Here is a 17887-nt window from a genome sequence, read left to right as displayed (position 1 = left end):
GTGAACCGGTTCAGGAAACAACTTTCAACCCTGTGAAGTTTTTCAGGAGAAGCTTCTCTAAGATGTGAAGTACCTTAGAAAATAACAGTAAAATCTGTGAAGTAAATTTAGGCATAGTCACAGCAACATTTGGCTACATCATATAATGTATTTAGTGTATCCAAATCAGATATACTGCGTTGGCGATGTTAGTATATATTACTTGGCAAAGTCAGTACTACTGCGTTTGCCGACTAATAAATGACCGATTGCCATACACTTCCGTTAAAATAAATAAAAAAGGAAAAAGAGCTTACGTATCCCTTGCCCCAGAGTTGTCTCATATATAAAACACCGACAAATTTGTATTAACAATAAAGCTATACGTACATGAAAATAACAATCGTATCGTTCGTAATGACAGCTGCTTTCGGTTTAATCGCCTGTGATAACACGAAGCATAACACATTGACCGAACAAGAGAAAGCGGAAGGTTGGGAACTTCTATTCGATGGGGAAACCTTGGATGGCTGGCGGGATTATAACGGAACCGCCTTGACCGGACCTTGGGAAGTTGTAAACGGAACCATCCAAGCGGACGGGCAAGGTAGCGATGCCAGCGGATACATCGTCACCGACAAGGCTTATGAGAATTTTGAGCTTTCGTGGGACTGGAAAATCTCGAAAGGAGGAAATAGCGGTTTATTATATCATGTGGTAGAACGTCCTCAATTCCCGGTTCCCTACGTTACCGGCCCCGAGTATCAATTGATTGATGATATCAATTTCGCGGAGCCATTGGAAGATTGGCAACGTTGCGGAGTGGATTACGCGATGTATTTACCGGACTTCAACACGATAAAAGTACATCCGGCCGGCGAATGGAACAACTCTAAGATTATTTTTGACAACGGACATGTCACCTACTTTATGAACGGGCACAAAACCGTAGAGTTCGATGCATGGTCTGATGATTGGTTCTCCCGTAAGAACAGCGGTAAATGGGCGAACGCTCCTGAATACGGATTAGCGCATAAAGGCTTGATTTGTTTGCAAGACCACGGTTATCCCGCATGGTTCCGTAATATCAAGATCAAGGAACTTCCCCGCAAGACACGAGAGGCTCGTTTATTCAACGGCGAGGACATTACGAACTGGGATAAATACGGCACAGAATTATGGTATGTAAAAGATGGTTTATTAATATGCGAAAGTGGCCCGGATAAACAATACGGCTATCTAGCCACCCGGGAATATTACGACGATTTTGACCTTACCGTGGAATTTAAACAGGAAGCGGATGGTAATTCTGGCGTATTTATTCGTTCCTTTGTAGAAGAAAAAGATGTAAAGGTAAACGGCTGGCAAGTGGAAGTCGCCCCCAAAGGTTTTGACACGGGCGGTATCTACGAATCCTACGGACGAGGATGGTTGATACAGATCCCGGACGAGAAGGAGAACATCCTAAAACAAGGAGAGTGGAACACGATGCGTATCCGGGTACAAGGAGATAATGTACAGACTTGGCTCAACGGAGAGGAGATGGTAAACATCCGGGATAAAAAGATCGGAGCCGGTCAAGGGCGTATCGCGTTACAAATACATGATGGTGGCGGCATCAAGGTTCTTTGGCGCAACCTTCATTTACAAACATTATAGTATATCGTTTTCTTAAAATTTAATAGTTATGAAAAACATTTCGAGAAGAAGTTTCCTCAAGACCGGAGCCGTAGCGGCAGCCGGACTAACGATCGTTCCGGGTTCCGTGCTCGGTAAATCCTTTGGCTATACAGCTCCTAGTGACAAACTGAATATCGCGGGTATCGGTGTCGGCGGTATGGGACGTCGTAACCTCGCCAACATGAACACGGAGAATATCGTAGCTTTATGCGATGTAGATTGGCACTATGCGGACAAGACCTTCAAGGACTATCCGAAGGCTAAACGCTTTAAAGACTGGCGTGTCATGTTCGATGAGATGGGTAAGTCCATCGACGCGATTATGGTAGCCACCCCAGACCATACACATGCCGGCGTGACCGCCCACGCAATCACGCTAGGCAAGCATTGCTATACGCAAAAACCGCTTACCCACTCCGTTTACGAATCGCGTTTGCTTACCAAACTGGCGAAGAAATATAAGGTAGCCACCCAAATGGGTAACCAAGGTAACTCATTCGACTGGTGCCGGCAGATCGCGGAGTGGATACAGTCTGGCGTAATCGGCGATGTATATGAGGTACATTGTTGGACAGACCGCCCCATCTGGCCCCAAGGCTTGATGAAGCCGAACGATACCCCGAAGTGCCCGAAGACACTGGATTGGGATTTATGGATCGGCCCGGCTCAAAAGCGGCCTTATAATCCGGTCTATACCCCTTGGAACTGGCGTGGATGGTGGGACTTCGGAACCGGGGCCTTGGGCGATATGGCTTGCCATATCATGGACCCGTTGTATTGGGCACTCGACTTAAAATATCCGACCAGCGTAATCGGCAGCTCGACTTTGAGTAATCTGTACTCCCCTCCTCACGCACAGATCGTAACGTATACATTCCCCGCACGTCCGCCCAAAGGAAATGTCAAGATGCCGGAAGTAAAAGTCTATTGGTACGATGGTGGCTTGATGCCTCCCCGTCCGGAAGAATTGAAAGACGGGCAGATGATGGGCGACGAGAACGGCGGTATCATCTTCATCGGAACGAAAGGAAAGATCATGACAGGCTGTTACGGAATGAACCCGACCTTATTACCGGTTTCCGACATGGAACATTTCAACCAGCCCAAACCGACGATCCCGAGAGTGAAAGGCGGCAATGGAGACATATGGTCTACCAACGCCCATGAGCAAGACTGGATCCGTGCATGTAAGGAATCCCCGGAAAATCGTACGGAAGCCTCATCCAACTTCCAGTTCTCCGGTCCGTTCAACGAGATGGTCGTGATGGGAGTCTTGGCCGTTCGCCTCTCCGGACTGCAAGGTTTGCATCGTGAGTTGCAATGGGATGGAGAGAATATGCGGTTTACGAACATCTCCCCGAACGATAAGATCAAGATCGTCACGGTGGATGATTTCAAGGTAATTGACGGAGATCCGCGTTTCGACCGTCGCTTCGCCGAGTTTAACGCTGCGGAGATGGCCAACGAATGGATCAAGCATACGTATAACAACGGTTTCTCTTTGCCGGATATGCCAAGATAAACCTTTTAATAACAACCGAATATGATAAGACATATCTATAAAATAATGATAGCGATCGTTTGCTGCCTATTGGCTATTCCAACCGAAGCGCAAACGAAGGCCGAGAAGAACGGATGGCGTCTAGGGATGCAATCCTATAGTTTCCACCTGTTCCCTTTGACGGAAGCTCTCGATAAGACGCAAGAACTCGGATTGAAATACATCGAGATTTATCCCGGTCATAAGCTTGGCGGTAAATGGGGGGATAAAGTATTCGATTTTAACCTCGACGCGCAAACTCAGAAAGAGATCAAGGAACTTGCGGCATCCAAAGGTATCAAGATCGTAGGAACCGGGGTGTATGTAGCCGAAAAGTCATCCGATTGGGAAAAGATGTTCAAATTCGCGAAAGCGATGGACCTAGAGTTCATTACTTGCGAACCGGCTTTAAGCGATTGGGACCTAGTAGAAAAATTGTCCAAGCAATACAACATTAAGATCTCCGTCCATAATCACCCGCAGCCTTCCGAGTATTGGAAACCGGAGAACTTGTTGAAAGCCATTTCCGGACGCAGCCACTTGCTAGGTTCTTGTTCAGATGTGGGGCATTGGCGTCGGGAGGGGCTAAACCAGATTGATTGCTTAAAGCAACTCAAAGGTCGAATCATCTCTTTGCATTTCAAGGATATCGCCCCGAAAAAAGCAGGAGAGAATGAGCAGCACGACGTGATCTGGGGCACAGGCATCCTAGATGTAAAGGGTATGTTGAAAGAACTCAAATCCCAGAATTTCAAGGGAGTATTCTCTATCGAGTATGAATACAACTGGGAAAACTCAGTACCGGATATTAAAGAATGTATCCAATATTTCAATAAAACCGCAAACGAAATCTTATAATAGGGTTAGCATTAATTGACAGGCAGTAAGCGTATAGGCCCAAGGAATGTTCTCCTTGCCTATACGCTCCACCTTTCTAATAATACACGGGAATAAAATGGCATCTGACAACAAAATAATCGAATTGATCAAACAAGGAGATATAGCCGCCTTTAATACCCTGTTCAAGTCTGTTTATCTCCAACTTTATATACATTGCCGAAAATTTATCCCCGACCCGGAAGACGCAAAAGACATCTTACAAAACGTCTTCCTCCGCTTCTGGGAAAAGCGTGAGAACATCGATATTCACACGTCTTTAAACGCTTATTTATACAGGGCTATACAGAACGAATGCCTCAATTACCTTCGTTCTACCGGAACTCCCTATTTGATTAGCCATAATTAATAAATTTAAGATTAATAATAAGATCTAACAATGTTACGATTTTATCCGTATTGTACTAATAATCATCCATTTCTCATAAGCAAGACCGTTTTTAAGATTAATAATTCAATGATTTATTATTTGATTACTATAGTATCTTTCAGTATTTGATAGCGAATGCCCGTATTCGTCTTTATCACATTGAGAATTTCCGATAAATCTTCGTTGTTACGGAAACTACCGCTAAACCTTAATTTTTTTATTCCTTGATTTTCATAACGAAATACAACGTTATAGTTCCTTTCCAACAACTTTGTTATATCTTGCAGATACATCATTTCGAAAGACAAGAAACCACCTCTCCATTGAGCGAACTGTTTCTTATCGTAAGGCACTACTTCTATCTTGTTTCTACTTTTATCATAAACCGCCACTTGGTTAGGCTCAAGTAAGACCTCTTGTTTAGTCAACGTTGGTTGTACGGCAACCTTGCCATTGAACAAGGTTGTGGTTAGTTGCGAGTCTTCCATATAAGCGGAAACATTAAAGGCCGTACCAATCGCTTTCACATCAATACCGTTTGCCTTTACAACAAAAGGTAAGTCTTTATTCTTTGCGACTTCAAAATAAGCTTCTCCATCCAAATAAATGCTACGATTGGAATGGCCGTAGTTCTCCGCATATTCTAGAGTTGTACAAGAGTTAAGCCAAACCCTCGTACCATCCGGTAATTGCAAATAGCTCTTCTCTCCTTTGCTCGTTACTAATTTATAATTTCCAACTGTCGATAAGTTCTCTTGATTCGTAAGATACAACGTTGATAGTGAAACACCTATGCCCAAAACCACGGCAGCGGCATATTTCAGGTATTGAAGGAATAGCCCTCTTGTTTTCATTTTGGAAATAGTTTTTTTCTCTATGGATGAAAACAAACGCTCCCACTCCCTATCAACATCTACTTCGTCTTTGAGACTTTCCTCTATTATATCTTTTATATATTCTTTCATTGTTTTTTCTCGATTCTATATGTATGACACATCAGAACGATGTGCTACTTACAAGATTGATAGATTTTTGTATTATATTTTTCAAGAAGCCAGATAATCTTTCAATCGACTTTTCAAAATCTTAAGAGCCCTGTATATCTGTGTTTCCACCGTACGGACAGAGATATCCAGTTTATCTGCGATCTCTTGGTTCTTGAGTCCATTTATACGACTCAATTTAAAGATGGATTTACATTGATCAGGTAATTCCTCTATCGTATTTTCCATGATTTGCTCTATTTCAAGGACACTGAGTGTCGAATGAGGATCATTATCTTCTGCCTCCTCTCGAAATAACACGTTCGTAGTTTCACATTGAGGGACTTCAATAGTTCCGGTAGAACTAATTACAACACCTTGAAAAAATCATTATTCTTAGGTTTGTGCTTAACCTTTTGCCAACCATATACAATGGCAGCATCAGCACAAAGCATTTCTTTAAATATCACAAAAGGCACTATTACCGAGGTCTTTAAAGCAATTGAAGACCAAAGCGAGTATAAATTCTTCTATAATGACAACCAGATCAATTTGAATAAACGGGTCGATGTCAATATCCACGGAGAGTCCATAGAACAAGTACTAAACAATATCTTTAACGGCACGGGCATTACATATAAGCTTGTTAAAAATCATGTGGTACTTACCAATAAAACCGTGAAAAGCACGGAGTTACCATCTACTAACCAAAATGGCAAACGGTTAACCGGACAGGTGATAGGACAAGATGGGGAGCCTTTGATTGGAGTAAACGTAGTGGTCAAAGGAACAACGATCGGATCTATGACCGATATGGATGGACGTTACGTTCTGGAAAATGTACCCTCTAACGCAATTGTAGAATTCTCATATATCGGCTATCTTCAACAAAGTATCAATGTAGGGAACAAAAGCAGCCTTGACATCACTTTAGCAGAAGACACCCAAAAGCTAGATGAGGTTGTAGTTGTTGGCTATGGTTCTTTCAAGAAAAGTGATTTAACGGGAGCCATATCACAGATAAAAGGAGAAGAGATTTCCGCACTCCCTCTACGAAGTGCATCTGACGCCTTACAAGGAAAGGTTGCCGGCGTAACCATTACGGCCAATTCGGGTAGCCCGGGTTCCTTAGGCGACGTGCGTATTCGTGGTGTCGGCACCTTATCTCAATACGGGAATAATCCTCTATATGTAGTAGACGGTATGCCTCAAAGTGATATCGGATGGCTTAACCCTCGCGACATAGAAAACATAGAAGTGCTTAAAGATGCTTCCGCACAAGCCATCTATGGCTCGCGAGCAGCCAATGGTGTGGTTTTGGTAACCACAAAACGAGGAGCGAGTGGAGACAGTTACCGCAGTAACATTGAATTCGATATGAATATAGGTTTCCAAGAAGCGTCTAAAGAATATGACCTTTTAGATGCAGAAGGATTTATGGAATACAAGAACCGTGCATATGCTGCCGCAGGGAAAGAATTAACCGAAGATTTCGCAACTCCAGAAAAGCGAGAAGCAATTCTTTCATTCCTCGATAAAAATGGTGGACGTGAAGGTACGAATTGGTGGAATGCCATCAACAGGAAGCCGAGCGAAGCCATTAATCAAACCTACAACTTAGCCTTTTCCGGAGGTATGAACAAACTCAGATACCGCTCTAGTTTCAGCTATATGAATCATAAAGGTATTTTGAAAGGATCTGATTACGAACGCTTATCCGGAAGATTAAACGTGGATACAGAAGTAACTAAATGGTTAAACCTGTCGGCGAATGTAAATGTTATTTATCAATCCCGTAGAAATGTGCAAGAAAACGACTCTTATAACGCAACCGCATTCATAGCGGCGGCGGCAGATCCAATCACTCCAATCTATAGAGACAACCTAGTAGATGTCCCAGACTTTTTAAAAGATAGGATCTATAATGGTTATGAACCAACGAACCCTTGGTCTCGCTATACGGGCGTATTATATTCAAACAAGCAAAACTCACTAGCGCAAGTGGAGCGTTCCGCCCAAAACAAATGGCACGGGATCGCGACCAAGAGCAATATCACCGGAGAATTCAAATTATTCCCATTCTTAACCTTCAAATCCAGTATCGCCGTAGATCTTAAACGTGAGCAAAGCGATGGCTTTACCCCTAAATATTATCTGGATGGTGATGAATATAGCTCGTACGCCACTGTCAGTAGAAATATCTATAATACAGATTACTGGGTATTTGATAATTATTTGACATACACAGATAAATTTGGAGATCATAGCGTCTCCGTTATGGCTGGAACATCCGCGGAGAAAGAACGCTATGAGGAAATAGCCGCTTCCAAACAAGGATTAGCCAATAATGATTCGAATCTACAGATATTAAATGCAGGTACAATAAATCCCGGAGCAAGTGGGTATTATAATATCAATACTTTAAACTCATACTTCGGTCGCGCATTTTATTCTTATGACAATCGCTATATGATCACAGCGAATATTCGATGGGATGGCTCCTCAAAATTCGGAGCAGGCAATCGCTGGGGTTTCTTCCCGTCTGTATCCGGAGGATGGAACTTCTCAGAAGAACATTTCTTGGAGAGTACGAAAAGTTGGTTGTCGCAAGGAAAATTAAGAGCAGGTTGGGGAGAGATTGGAAACCAAACGATTCCATCCGGAGCTTATCTGAGCCAATATAGTAACGGTAATCCTTCCATGTGGTATGCACAGTATTATATGCTAGGATCTGGTAATCCCGTACTATTCGCTTCACGCTCACAAGTAGGTAATCCTAATCTGAAATGGGAAACAACTCGCCAATTAGATTTAGGCTTAGATCTCGCCTTCTTCAATGGAGCCTTAAGAGCCACTTTCGATTATTATTCTCGTGATACGAAAGATATGCTTGTACAAGTTCCTAGTCCCGCAGGCTTGGGATTCCCTAATACACCGTGGGTAAACGCAGGTAGCATTAGCAACAAAGGCTTTGAGGTTTCGATCGGTTATGATGGCCAAATCGGACAAGACTTTACTTACCACTTGAATGGAAACGTTTCTACATACAAGAATAAGATCAAAGACCTAGGAAGCGAAGCGAATATCCCGGGTAAAGGAGTTCATTTGGGGTATTATACTTATACCATGACAGAAGTAGGTAAACCTATTGGATATTATTATGGATATAAGACAGATGGTGTTTTCCAAACACAAGAGGAGATCGATAATTATAAGAATAACGATCAAGTCGTAATGCCTAATGCCAAACCGGGAGACTTAAAGTTCATGGACTTGAATAAAGATGGTAAATTAGATGATGAAGATCGCACGATGATCGGTAATCCACACCCCGATTTCACATTTGGTTTAACACTTGGAGCTGAATATAAAGGTTTTGACTTCTCCGCATTCTTCCAAGGATCGGTTGGAAATGACCTATTAAATATCGTTAAATATGACCTCTATGGTGGTGTAGGTTGGTACAATGCACCAAAAGATATCCTGACAACTTTCTGGAATGGGGCAGGTAGTACAAACGAGAATTTCGCAATTGATGCCGATAGCCGTTTAAACCGAGAAATGTCTGAATGGTTTGTTGAGAACGGTTCTTATGTACGCTTGAAGAATTTACAGATCGGTTACACGATTCCATCTTCTATCACCAAGAAGATCACGCTTAACAATTTGCGAGTATTTGTCGCAGCTCAGAATTTATTCACGATTACCGGATATTCCGGATTAGACCCGGAAATCGGAGAGTTCAATCAAAATCCCATTTATAAGGGCGTTGATATGGGATATTATCCGCAAGCAAGAACGTTTATGTTTGGTATTAGCATGAAACTATAATTTTTAAAACTGATATAATTATGAAATCAATTATAAATAGAAGCAAATCGTGTCTTATGGCACTACTAACAGGGGTTCTTGTAGTAAGTTGTAACTCAGACTTTTTGGATCGTCCGACTATGGGTTCCATGGACGAGTCTACCTTCTTAAAAACGGAAGACGCAGGATACAAGCTATTAGTAAACTGTTACCAACCGATGCTGGATATTTGGACATTTGAGCAAATGTGGTTCGACCTTGGCGATCAAATTACAGATGATTGTTCCAAAGGTGGCTCAGATGCGGCAGACCGTGTTACCATAACAGAGCTAACAAGAGGTAATCCTCCGACAACCAATTCTATGTTGACCGATCTTTGGAACCACCGTTACAAAGTGGCGATTTCAAATTGTAACGTGTTCTTGGCGAATGTAACTCCAGAAACTGAACTTATCGCAAGCGGTGGTTCTTTCGTCAGCGCAGCAACAAAAGAGCGTTGGATAGCGGAAGCTAAATTCATGCGTGCTTTTTATTACTTCGACTTAGCAAGCGTATTCGCCAATATTCCTATTATCGACAAACCTTTAGGAGCAGAAGACAAAAGCGCTATCACAAAAGCGGATAAGGCTGATGTACAAAAATTTATCCTTTCCGACTTAGATGCAGCCATCAATGGAAATCAATTACCCAAGGCACAAAATCTAAGCGCGGATGAACTAGGGCGCATTACACATGAGGCCGCCCTGTCGTTCCGAGCTCGTGTAAAAATATTCTTTGGAGATTATGAGGGTGCTAAATCAGATCTAAAAGCCGTTGTAGAAAGTGGAGCCTACGAATTGGTTCCCGACTATCAAACTTTATTCAATAGCAAGGCAAATGGCTACATGTCAAAAGAGGCTATATTTATTACATTACGTTCTTACCAACCCCCTTACAATTCATTAGCCTCCGTGGGTCCGCAAATGGATATGGGACGAAATGCTACCGGTGGTTGGGGAGGCGAATGTCCCACCAACGATCTAGTGAATGAATATGAGGTAGGAGATCCTCGCTTGACACATACGATTATTTCTCATGGTGACGTGTTCTATAAAGCGGATATGGAAACGACAGAAACTCATGATTATTCTGGTTACGATAATTTCCCCAGACAACATAGCCGTAAGCATTGGATCGATTATTCCAGAAGACCTACGGGTAATTTACAAGAAACAGATTGGTCATTCTATTACATTCGTTACGCAGATGTTTTATTAATGTACGCGGAATGCTTGATCGAGACCGGTGATAATAAACAATTGGCTGTAGACTTAATCAACCAAGTACGTTATAGGGCATTTGTTACCACCTCTCCGACCGATAGTTTTGCTAAGTATCGAAAATTCAATGTAACAGAGGATCAAAAAGTTACGGAAGAGATCTTTAATTCAAAATATAAAATAAAGGTCACTGACGATTTACGCAAAGCCGTACGTCACGAACGACGCGTAGAGTTAGCTTGCGAAGGACGTCGCTATACTGATTTACTCCGCTGGGGTACTTTTGTCCAGACAATGCAGGCTTTCAACAAAACTGAAGAAGGTAAGTATTCCGGAGCAGGAAGTAATGTCACCGACAAGACTTGGCCTTACCCAATCCCTCAAAACGAGATTGACTTCGTAGGAGGATCCTTGATACAAAACGACAATTATTAAGAGATTAGTTTATTTTAAGAAGGGGTACGCCAAGTATTTTCAGCGTACCCTTTTTTCATACACGCCATTTAATCCTAACGGCACTCACCTATTTACGTAGATATTTAAAATCTTTACCAGAAGGTTATTGAATGTACAATTTCAAGGCAACCCCATGTTTTCAAAATCATTTGGTTTTAAGCAAAATATTTCCTAGTTTTGCCCAATAATATACAGAATTAAATAAACTGGGATATGAAGAATATAATCATTATAGCTAGTTTACTCCTCGGAATGCCGCTTATGGCACAAACCAAGGTGGTAAAAAAGAACGCCGTAAAAGCCAATAATTTCGGAATCACCTACTCGTTGCCCAAGACCTCGCTAGTCGTAGACGCCGAAGTGACGAAAGTAACTTGCAAAGCCGGGCCTTACTACCAATATGCAGAGAAGTATCTAGGCGTAAAGGATGCAGTCACGGAAGACAAGGTTTATTTCGACCTCGGAAAAATCAGTCTGATCAACCGGGGATTACCCGATGCGGATAATACCTATATCGTAGAATTCAAGCAAGGTACGGTCGCCCCTTACGCTTATCTTACCGAAGATGGATTATTATGCTCGATAAACGCAGAATATACGCCTGTTGAATCCGAGCTAGATGCTGTAAAGAAAAATAAAGGTCCTCAGCAAAAAGTGACAGACGCTTCCGTTTTCTCGGAGGAATTACTAATGGCAGGCTCCACCGCCAAACAAGCGGAGGTGGCCGCTAAACAAATTTACCGTATCCGGGAAAGCCGTTTGAACATCTTGACCGGCGAGGCGGATAATTTACCCCCCGATGGTGAAGCCATGAAACTGGTGATCCAGCAATTGGAGGAGCAAGAAAAAGCATTAACAAACCTATTCACCGGAATCTTGACCAAAGAAACCGAGCATTATGAGGTAAGCATTATCCCTCACGACAACCTAGACAAAGAAGTATTGTTCCGTTTCTCCAAGCAGCTAGGTATCGTAGACGCTGACGATTTGGGCGGTACCCCTGTCTATATGAACTTGAAAGCGACAGAAAGAGCTCCGATCCTTGATGCCAAGGAAGCCGAGAAGAAAGACAAATCATTGAAAGGAATCGTCTACAATGTTCCGGGAAAAGCCAGCATAGAAATACTAATGAACAAAAAAACACTCTACAAAGGAGAGGCCCAAATCACTCAATTCGGAACACGGGAAGGATTAGCCCCTGTTATGTTTGAGGATAAGAAAGCCCCTGTCAAGGTTCTTTTCTATCCGGAAACCGGCGCCATAAAGCAAATTATTCAATAAGTATAAACTAATATTATCTAAAACACATGTTACAAGGACAACCTAAAGGTCTCTATGCCCTAGCACTCGCGAACACGGGCGAACGCTTCGGTTATTACACGATGCTTGCGATTTTCACACTATTCTTGCAAGCGAAATTCGGCTATACGGCCGCTGAGACATCAACGATTTTCGCTAGCTTCTTAGCGTTCGTGTATTTTATGCCATTGATTGGCGGTATGATGGCCGATAAGTTCGGTTATGGAAAGATGGTTACCTCGGGTATCATCATCATGTTTGTCGGTTATCTTTTATTAGCCATCCCAACAGATGCCGCCTCGGGAAAAATCATGATGTTCGGCTCGCTAGCGCTAATCGCTTGCGGTACCGGATTATTTAAAGGTAACTTACAAGTGATGGTAGGTAATCTTTATGATGCCCCGGAATATAGAAGTAAACGTGACCAAGCCTTTAGTTTGTTTTATATGGCGATTAATATCGGTGCCATGTACGCACCTACGGCTGCCACTAAAATGACAGACTGGATGTTGGGTAAGTACAACCTTTTCTACGAGTCACAAATTCCGGCACTCGCTCACCAATTCTTAAACGGAACCATCTCCGCAGAGAACAAAGAGGCACTCGCCGCTCTGCAAAGCGCACAAGGTTTCACCGGCGATATGGCTACGTTCTGTTCCACGTATATCGAGAAGTTGTCCGAGGCATACAACTATGGATTCGGTGTGGCTTGTATCTCATTGATCATATCGATGGCTATCTATATGGGATTCCGCTCTACCTTTAAGCATGCGGATGTCAATACCAAACAAGCACAGGCTTCCCACGCTCCGCAAGAGGAATTGTCACCTGCCGAGACGAAACAACGTATCACCGCCTTGCTGCTGGTATTCGCCGTGGTATTGTTCTTCTGGATGGCTTTCCATCAGAACGGTCTGACGATGACGTTCTTCGCTCGCGACTATACGGCCAACCAAGTGACCGGGTTGGATCGTATCGGCTTTGATGTGATTAACTTAACGTTATTGGTTATCGCCGTGTATGGGGGATTCGCTATCGCACAATCCACAACGAGCAAAGGCAAGACGATCGCCAGCATCGTGACCGTGGCCGCATTGGCCGCTCTAGGTATCAAATATATGGCTATGCCGGAAACCGTAACGATCCTTCCGCAGACCTTCCAGCAATTTAACCCGTTCTTCGTGGTTGTATTGACTCCGGTATCGTTGGCGATCTTTGGTTATCTGGCTAATAAGAAGAAAGAGCCGTCCGCTCCTCGTAAGATCGGATTGGGTATGATGATCGCCGCTTGCGGTTTCTTGATCTTAGCGATCGGTTCTATGGGCTTGCCTACACCGGACGCTTTAGCGGCGGATAGCAAATTGCAGGTATTGGTTTCTCCGAACTGGTTGATCTCGACTTATCTGGTATTGACCTTCGCCGAATTATTGCTTTCTCCGATGGGTATCTCTTTCGTATCCAAAGTGGCTCCTCCTAAATACAAAGGTATGATGATGGGTGGTTGGTTCGTGGCTACGGCTATCGGTAACTATCTGGTCGCTATCATCGGTTATTTGTGGGGAAGCATGCAATTATGGATGGTATGGAGCGTGTTGATCGTTCTTTGCTTACTGTCTGCGTTGTTCATGTTCTCTATCATGAAGAAACTGGATAAAGTGGCTTGACAATTGAAAATTGAAAATTAGAGGATGAGGAAGTCGTATACATATCGTTCGCAGGCACTCCGTTTCAGAAGATGGAGCCGGAAGGCGTATGCGGCTTTCATCAGTGTACAGAGGGCTGTTACGATCGGACAATTATCCTTTTCTGTAGCCGATCGCTTCGAGAAAAAGAACCAGTCTTTACATACCGGTATCGGTACGTTCACGGACGGATTTTTCGAAGAGGATGACGAGGAGAGGGAGAATACCGAGGAGAACAAACGGAGCCTCGCGGTATCGCATGGACTGTTTACGGCATTACTCCCGGTATCGGTATCAAATGAGATCGCTCATCCGGCTCATCGTGTAGCTCACTATACATTATATAATATAGTAAAGGCGGGAAGTATCCGAAAGAATACTTCCCGCCTTTCTTATTTCCATCCGGTTGTAGAGACGGGACGTGCCCCGTCTCTACAACTGGGTATATATATACACGGAATTATTAAATGAGAGAAAATGACAATAGAAGAAGCAAAGCAGTACATCCTAGAGGGTGGGAAGATTACTGAGGAACAGGCTTTAAGCTTGGCGAATCACCCGGACAAAGAGGCGCTTTACGAGGCCGCCCACCAAATCACCCGCCATTTTATGGGGAATAAGTTCGACACTTGTTCCATCATCAACGCCAAAAGCGGTAATTGCAGCGAGGATTGTAAATGGTGCGCACAATCGGGACATTACAAGACCCTCGTAAACTTATATCCTTTGCTTCCGGCCAAGGAATGTGTCTATCATGCGGTATATAACCGGAAACAGGGCATCCGGCGTTTTGCCTTGGTGACTAGCGGTAAGCGAGTATCGGATAAAGAATTGGAACAGATCACCGATACGATCCGGCAAATCAAGCGGCAAAGCGATATTAAATGCTGTGCCTCCATGGGATTGCTAACCCGCTCCCAACTCCAATCGCTTTACGATAGCGGAGTGGAGAATTATCACTGCAATATCGAGACCGCCCCTTCCTATTTCCGTCAACTTTGTTCCACGCATACGATCGAGCAGAAGATGGAAACCATCCATACCGCCCGGGAAATCGGTTTCCGCATCTGCTGCGGTGGTATTATCGGCATGGGCGAGACGATGGAGGAGCGAATCGAGATGGCTTGTTTCTTACAAAAAGAAGGTATCTTATCCATCCCTCTCAATTTATTACAGCCGATACCGGGAACTCCTATGGAGAATACACAGATCCTAGAAGAAGAGGAATGGCTAACAACGATCGCCCTTTTCCGCTTGATCAATCCGAACGCATTTCTCCGTTTCTCCGGCGGACGGGCACAATTAAGCGAGGCCACGCAACGGAAATCCCTATATATAGGGATTAACTCTGCGATCATCGGAGACTTATTAACGACTATCGGAAGCAAGGTAGAGGAAGACAAAGTCTTATTTACCTCCGAAGGCTATTCACTCACCGAAAACACCGATTGGGAAAAATGACAACAACCGAACTTTTACAATACGACCGGGATCATCTATGGCATCCCTACACCTCGACCATCGATCCACTTCCCGTCTATCTGGTATCCAAAGCGGAGGGCGTAACGATAACCCTTGCGGACGGCAGGGAGCTAATAGACGGAATGTCTTCTTGGTGGGCGGCAGTCCACGGATACAACCATCCGGTACTTAACGCGGCGGCTAAAACCCAACTGGATAAGATGAGCCATATCATGTTCGGGGGATTCACGCACGAGCCGGCTGTCGAGTTGGCCGCTAAATTACTACCGCTATTGCCCCCTTCCCTAGAAAAGATATTCCTAGCGGATAGCGGCTCGGTCGCCGTGGAGGTAGCCTTAAAGATGGCGATCCAATACTGGCAGTCCAAAGGCATACCGGGAAAACATACCTTCGCCACGATCCGTAGCGGTTATCACGGGGATACTTGGCACGCCATGTCGGTATGCGATCCGGTGACAGGTATGCATGGGATCTTCTCCGGAAGCCTACCCATCCAATACTTCATACCTCAACCTTCGGTCCGATTCGGCGAGGAATGGAGAGAGGAGGCCATGGCTCCCTTGCGGGATTTACTAGAGCGGCATGCCGACGAGATCGCCGCCTTGATCTTGGAACCGGTCGTACAGGGGGCAGGAGGTATGTATTTCTACTCCCCCACTTTCCTCATTCGTGCCCGGGAACTTTGCGAGCGGTATAACGTCTTATTGATATTCGACGAGATAGCGACAGGCTTCGGACGTACCGGAAAGTTGTTCGCATGGGAACATGCGGGAGTCGAACCCGATATCATGTGTATCGGAAAGGCATTGACGGGAGGTTATCTTACGCTTTCCGCCACGATCACGACAAAGCCGATAGCCGACACGATCTGTTCCGGCGAGGCGGGATGCTTTATGCATGGACCTACGTTTATGGGAAATCCCTTGGCATGCGCTATCGCTTCGGCCTCGATCTCTTTATTGATCGCCAGTCATTGGCAGGAGAAAGTGAAGCTTATAGAGGAACAATTGCGGGCGGAGTTAGCGCCAGCCGCCAAACTGCCTGAAGTCGCTGAGGTACGGGTATTGGGGGCGATCGGGGTGATCGAGATGAAGCATCCGGTGGATATGGCGGTATTGCAACGTCGATTCGTAGAGGAAGGGATATGGGTACGTCCATTCGGACGGCTGGTTTATCTCATGCCTCCTTTCGTTATCTCCACGTATGAACTATCCAGACTAACCTCCGGATTATTGAGAGTATTAACGCATAATTAACATATCTACAACCGGGTAATATATAGATATATGAAATCATATAACGAGCAACTTACGGCTTTACGAGCCTCCGGGAATCTTAGGCACCTACCGGAAGTCGAGCATCAAGGAATATGGATATTAAAAGAGGGAATGCGTATGCTGAATCTCTCTTCCAACGATTATCTTGGATTAGCCAGCCGGCAGGATTTACAAGAGGAGTTTCAAGCATCCACACAAGACCGCTTCTATCCCTACTCCTCCTCATCATCCCGCTTGCTGACGGGTAATTTCTCCGTCTATACGAAACTGGAGAAACAGATCGCCCGCTCCTTCGACCGGGAAGCCGCATTGATCTTCAATAGTGGCTATCATGCCAACACCGGAATCCTCCCGGCCTTAACCGATAAACAGACCTTATTACTCGCCGACAAGCTGGTGCACGCCAGCATCATCGATGGCATCTTGCTGAGTGGTTCCCCATTCCTCCGTTACCGCCACAACGACTATGACCAACTGGAACGCCTCGTACAAAAGAACGCCTGTCAATACGAGACGATCATCATCTTGACCGAAAGCATTTTCAGCATGGACGGGGATGTAGCGGACTTAAACCGCCTGATAGCTATCAAAAGGCAATATCCCAATATCCTATTGTACGTAGACGAGGCTCATGCCATCGGAGCCCGTGGAAAGACGGGGCTAGGTATCGCTGAGGAGCAAGGCTGTATCCAAGAGATCGATCTATTGGTCGGTACTTTCGGCAAGGCGTTAGCGTCTATGGGGGCCTATTTGGTTTGTTCCCGTACGATACGGGAATATCTGGTCAATACGATGCGACCGCTCATATTCAGTACGGCCCTGCCACCGTTCCAAATCGCATGGACTTCCTTCATCTGGGAGCAACTCCCCTCGTTCACGAAGGAACGGGAGAATCTTCTAGCGTATAGCCGATTGCTGGCGGAGGCTTTAACGGGCAAAGGAGGCGAGATCAGCCAAAGCCACATCATCCCTTTCATCGTGGGAGAGAGCGAGGATTGCGTACGGAAAGCGGAAGAGCTACAACGAAAAGGCTTCTACTGTCTCCCGGTTCGCCCGCCGACAGTGCCCAAAGGTACCTCCCGTATCCGCTTCTCCCTTACGGCAAACCTCACGATAAAAAATATGCATCAACTGATTGTAGAGACGGGGCGTGCCCCGTCTCCCACCGACTGA

14 protein-coding genes are annotated in these 17887 nt (G+C 44.6%); 12 read left to right on the top strand and 2 right to left on the bottom strand.

The features are described from left to right. Positions 1 to 369 precede the first annotated feature (369 nt). From NBH16_RS05275 to NBH16_RS05260, 4 genes are all read left to right on the top strand, one after another. Positions 370 to 1638 carry a 3-keto-disaccharide hydrolase gene (locus tag NBH16_RS05275; RefSeq protein ID WP_250788201.1) on the top strand — a complete coding sequence of 423 codons (1269 nt, stop codon included), beginning with the start codon at positions 370 to 372 and terminating at the stop codon, positions 1636 to 1638. A gap of 28 nt (positions 1639 to 1666) precedes the next feature. Continuing rightward, on the top strand, positions 1667 to 3181 hold the full coding sequence (locus NBH16_RS05270; protein ID WP_005854795.1) for a glycoside 3-dehydrogenase: 1515 nt from the start codon (positions 1667 to 1669) through the stop codon (positions 3179 to 3181). 21 nt (positions 3182 to 3202) lie between these two features. Further along, complete coding sequence (locus tag NBH16_RS05265) at positions 3203 to 4057, top strand: sugar phosphate isomerase/epimerase family protein (protein WP_036612947.1); 855 nt, start codon at positions 3203 to 3205, stop codon at positions 4055 to 4057. Between the two features lie 97 nt (positions 4058 to 4154). Next, positions 4155 to 4445, top strand: a complete 291-nt coding sequence (locus NBH16_RS05260; RefSeq protein ID WP_008778163.1) for an RNA polymerase sigma factor — start codon at positions 4155 to 4157, stop codon at positions 4443 to 4445. 116 nt (positions 4446 to 4561) lie between these two features. Here NBH16_RS05260 and NBH16_RS05255 read toward each other — a convergent pair whose 3' ends face one another. Both NBH16_RS05255 and NBH16_RS05250 read right to left on the bottom strand, forming a co-directional pair. Continuing rightward, positions 4562 to 5431, bottom strand: a complete 870-nt coding sequence (locus tag NBH16_RS05255) for a FecR family protein (protein ID WP_005868919.1) — start codon at positions 5429 to 5431, stop codon at positions 4562 to 4564. Positions 5432 to 5512: 81 nt separating this feature from the next. After that, complete coding sequence (locus NBH16_RS05250) at positions 5513 to 5770, bottom strand: sigma-70 family RNA polymerase sigma factor (protein WP_008778165.1); 258 nt, start codon at positions 5768 to 5770, stop codon at positions 5513 to 5515. A gap of 111 nt (positions 5771 to 5881) precedes the next feature. Here NBH16_RS05250 and NBH16_RS05245 point away from each other — a divergent pair, with 111 nt between their 5' ends. The 8 genes from NBH16_RS05245 to NBH16_RS05210 all read left to right on the top strand — a co-directional run bounded on the left by NBH16_RS05245 (position 5882) and on the right by NBH16_RS05210 (position 17887). Further along, on the top strand, positions 5882 to 9280 hold the full coding sequence (locus tag NBH16_RS05245) for a TonB-dependent receptor (RefSeq protein WP_250788200.1): 3399 nt from the start codon (positions 5882 to 5884) through the stop codon (positions 9278 to 9280). A 56-nt stretch (positions 9281 to 9336) separates the two neighbouring features. Continuing rightward, a complete protein-coding gene (locus NBH16_RS05240) occupies positions 9337 to 10953 on the top strand; it encodes a RagB/SusD family nutrient uptake outer membrane protein (RefSeq protein WP_250788199.1) in 1617 nt (538 codons plus the stop codon). A gap of 234 nt (positions 10954 to 11187) precedes the next feature. Next, positions 11188 to 12255 carry a DUF4831 family protein gene (locus NBH16_RS05235; RefSeq protein WP_008773393.1) on the top strand — a complete coding sequence of 356 codons (1068 nt, stop codon included), beginning with the start codon at positions 11188 to 11190 and terminating at the stop codon, positions 12253 to 12255. 26 nt (positions 12256 to 12281) lie between these two features. Then, on the top strand, positions 12282 to 13937 hold the full coding sequence (locus NBH16_RS05230) for a peptide MFS transporter (RefSeq protein ID WP_036612958.1): 1656 nt from the start codon (positions 12282 to 12284) through the stop codon (positions 13935 to 13937). Positions 13938 to 13961: 24 nt separating this feature from the next. Further along, positions 13962 to 14426 (top strand): hypothetical protein, encoded by a 465-nt coding sequence (locus NBH16_RS05225; protein WP_122382521.1) that lies wholly within the window; start codon positions 13962 to 13964, stop codon positions 14424 to 14426. A 6-nt stretch (positions 14427 to 14432) separates the two neighbouring features. After that, complete coding sequence (bioB, locus tag NBH16_RS05220) at positions 14433 to 15416, top strand: biotin synthase BioB (protein ID WP_005864860.1); 984 nt, start codon at positions 14433 to 14435, stop codon at positions 15414 to 15416. Then, complete coding sequence (bioA, locus tag NBH16_RS05215) at positions 15413 to 16693, top strand: adenosylmethionine--8-amino-7-oxononanoate transaminase (RefSeq protein WP_122144807.1); 1281 nt, start codon at positions 15413 to 15415, stop codon at positions 16691 to 16693. Before bioB ends, bioA begins: the two co-directional genes overlap by 4 nt. A gap of 30 nt (positions 16694 to 16723) precedes the next feature. After that, complete coding sequence (locus NBH16_RS05210) at positions 16724 to 17887, top strand: 8-amino-7-oxononanoate synthase (protein ID WP_121961166.1); 1164 nt, start codon at positions 16724 to 16726, stop codon at positions 17885 to 17887.

It is taken from the genome of Parabacteroides sp. Y3-G-102, from assembly GCF_023656845.1.
Taxonomy (GTDB): domain Bacteria; phylum Bacteroidota; class Bacteroidia; order Bacteroidales; family Tannerellaceae; genus Parabacteroides; species Parabacteroides distasonis.
This window is presented reverse-complemented; position numbering and strand designations above follow the sequence as displayed.

What these genes read in the sequence shown, in the direction of transcription:
- NBH16_RS05230 (WP_036612958.1), top strand. Translation starts at nt 12,282, where the DNA reads ATGTTACAAGGACAACCTAAAGGTCTCTATGCCCTAGCACTCGCGAAC.
- NBH16_RS05265 (WP_036612947.1), top strand. Translation starts at nt 3,203, where the DNA reads ATGATAAGACATATCTATAAAATAATGATAGCGATCGTTTGCTGCCTA.
- NBH16_RS05245 (WP_250788200.1), top strand. Translation starts at nt 5,882, where the DNA reads ATGGCAGCATCAGCACAAAGCATTTCTTTAAATATCACAAAAGGCACT.
- NBH16_RS05225 (WP_122382521.1), top strand. Translation starts at nt 13,962, where the DNA reads ATGAGGAAGTCGTATACATATCGTTCGCAGGCACTCCGTTTCAGAAGA.
- NBH16_RS05260 (WP_008778163.1), top strand. Translation starts at nt 4,155, where the DNA reads ATGGCATCTGACAACAAAATAATCGAATTGATCAAACAAGGAGATATA.
- NBH16_RS05270 (WP_005854795.1), top strand. Translation starts at nt 1,667, where the DNA reads ATGAAAAACATTTCGAGAAGAAGTTTCCTCAAGACCGGAGCCGTAGCG.
- bioA (WP_122144807.1), top strand. Translation starts at nt 15,413, where the DNA reads ATGACAACAACCGAACTTTTACAATACGACCGGGATCATCTATGGCAT.
- NBH16_RS05240 (WP_250788199.1), top strand. Translation starts at nt 9,337, where the DNA reads ATGGCACTACTAACAGGGGTTCTTGTAGTAAGTTGTAACTCAGACTTT.
- NBH16_RS05275 (WP_250788201.1), top strand. Translation starts at nt 370, where the DNA reads ATGAAAATAACAATCGTATCGTTCGTAATGACAGCTGCTTTCGGTTTA.
- NBH16_RS05210 (WP_121961166.1), top strand. Translation starts at nt 16,724, where the DNA reads ATGAAATCATATAACGAGCAACTTACGGCTTTACGAGCCTCCGGGAAT.
- NBH16_RS05255 (WP_005868919.1), bottom strand. Translation starts at nt 5,431, where the DNA reads ATGAAAGAATATATAAAAGATATAATAGAGGAAAGTCTCAAAGACGAA.
- bioB (WP_005864860.1), top strand. Translation starts at nt 14,433, where the DNA reads ATGACAATAGAAGAAGCAAAGCAGTACATCCTAGAGGGTGGGAAGATT.
- NBH16_RS05235 (WP_008773393.1), top strand. Translation starts at nt 11,188, where the DNA reads ATGAAGAATATAATCATTATAGCTAGTTTACTCCTCGGAATGCCGCTT.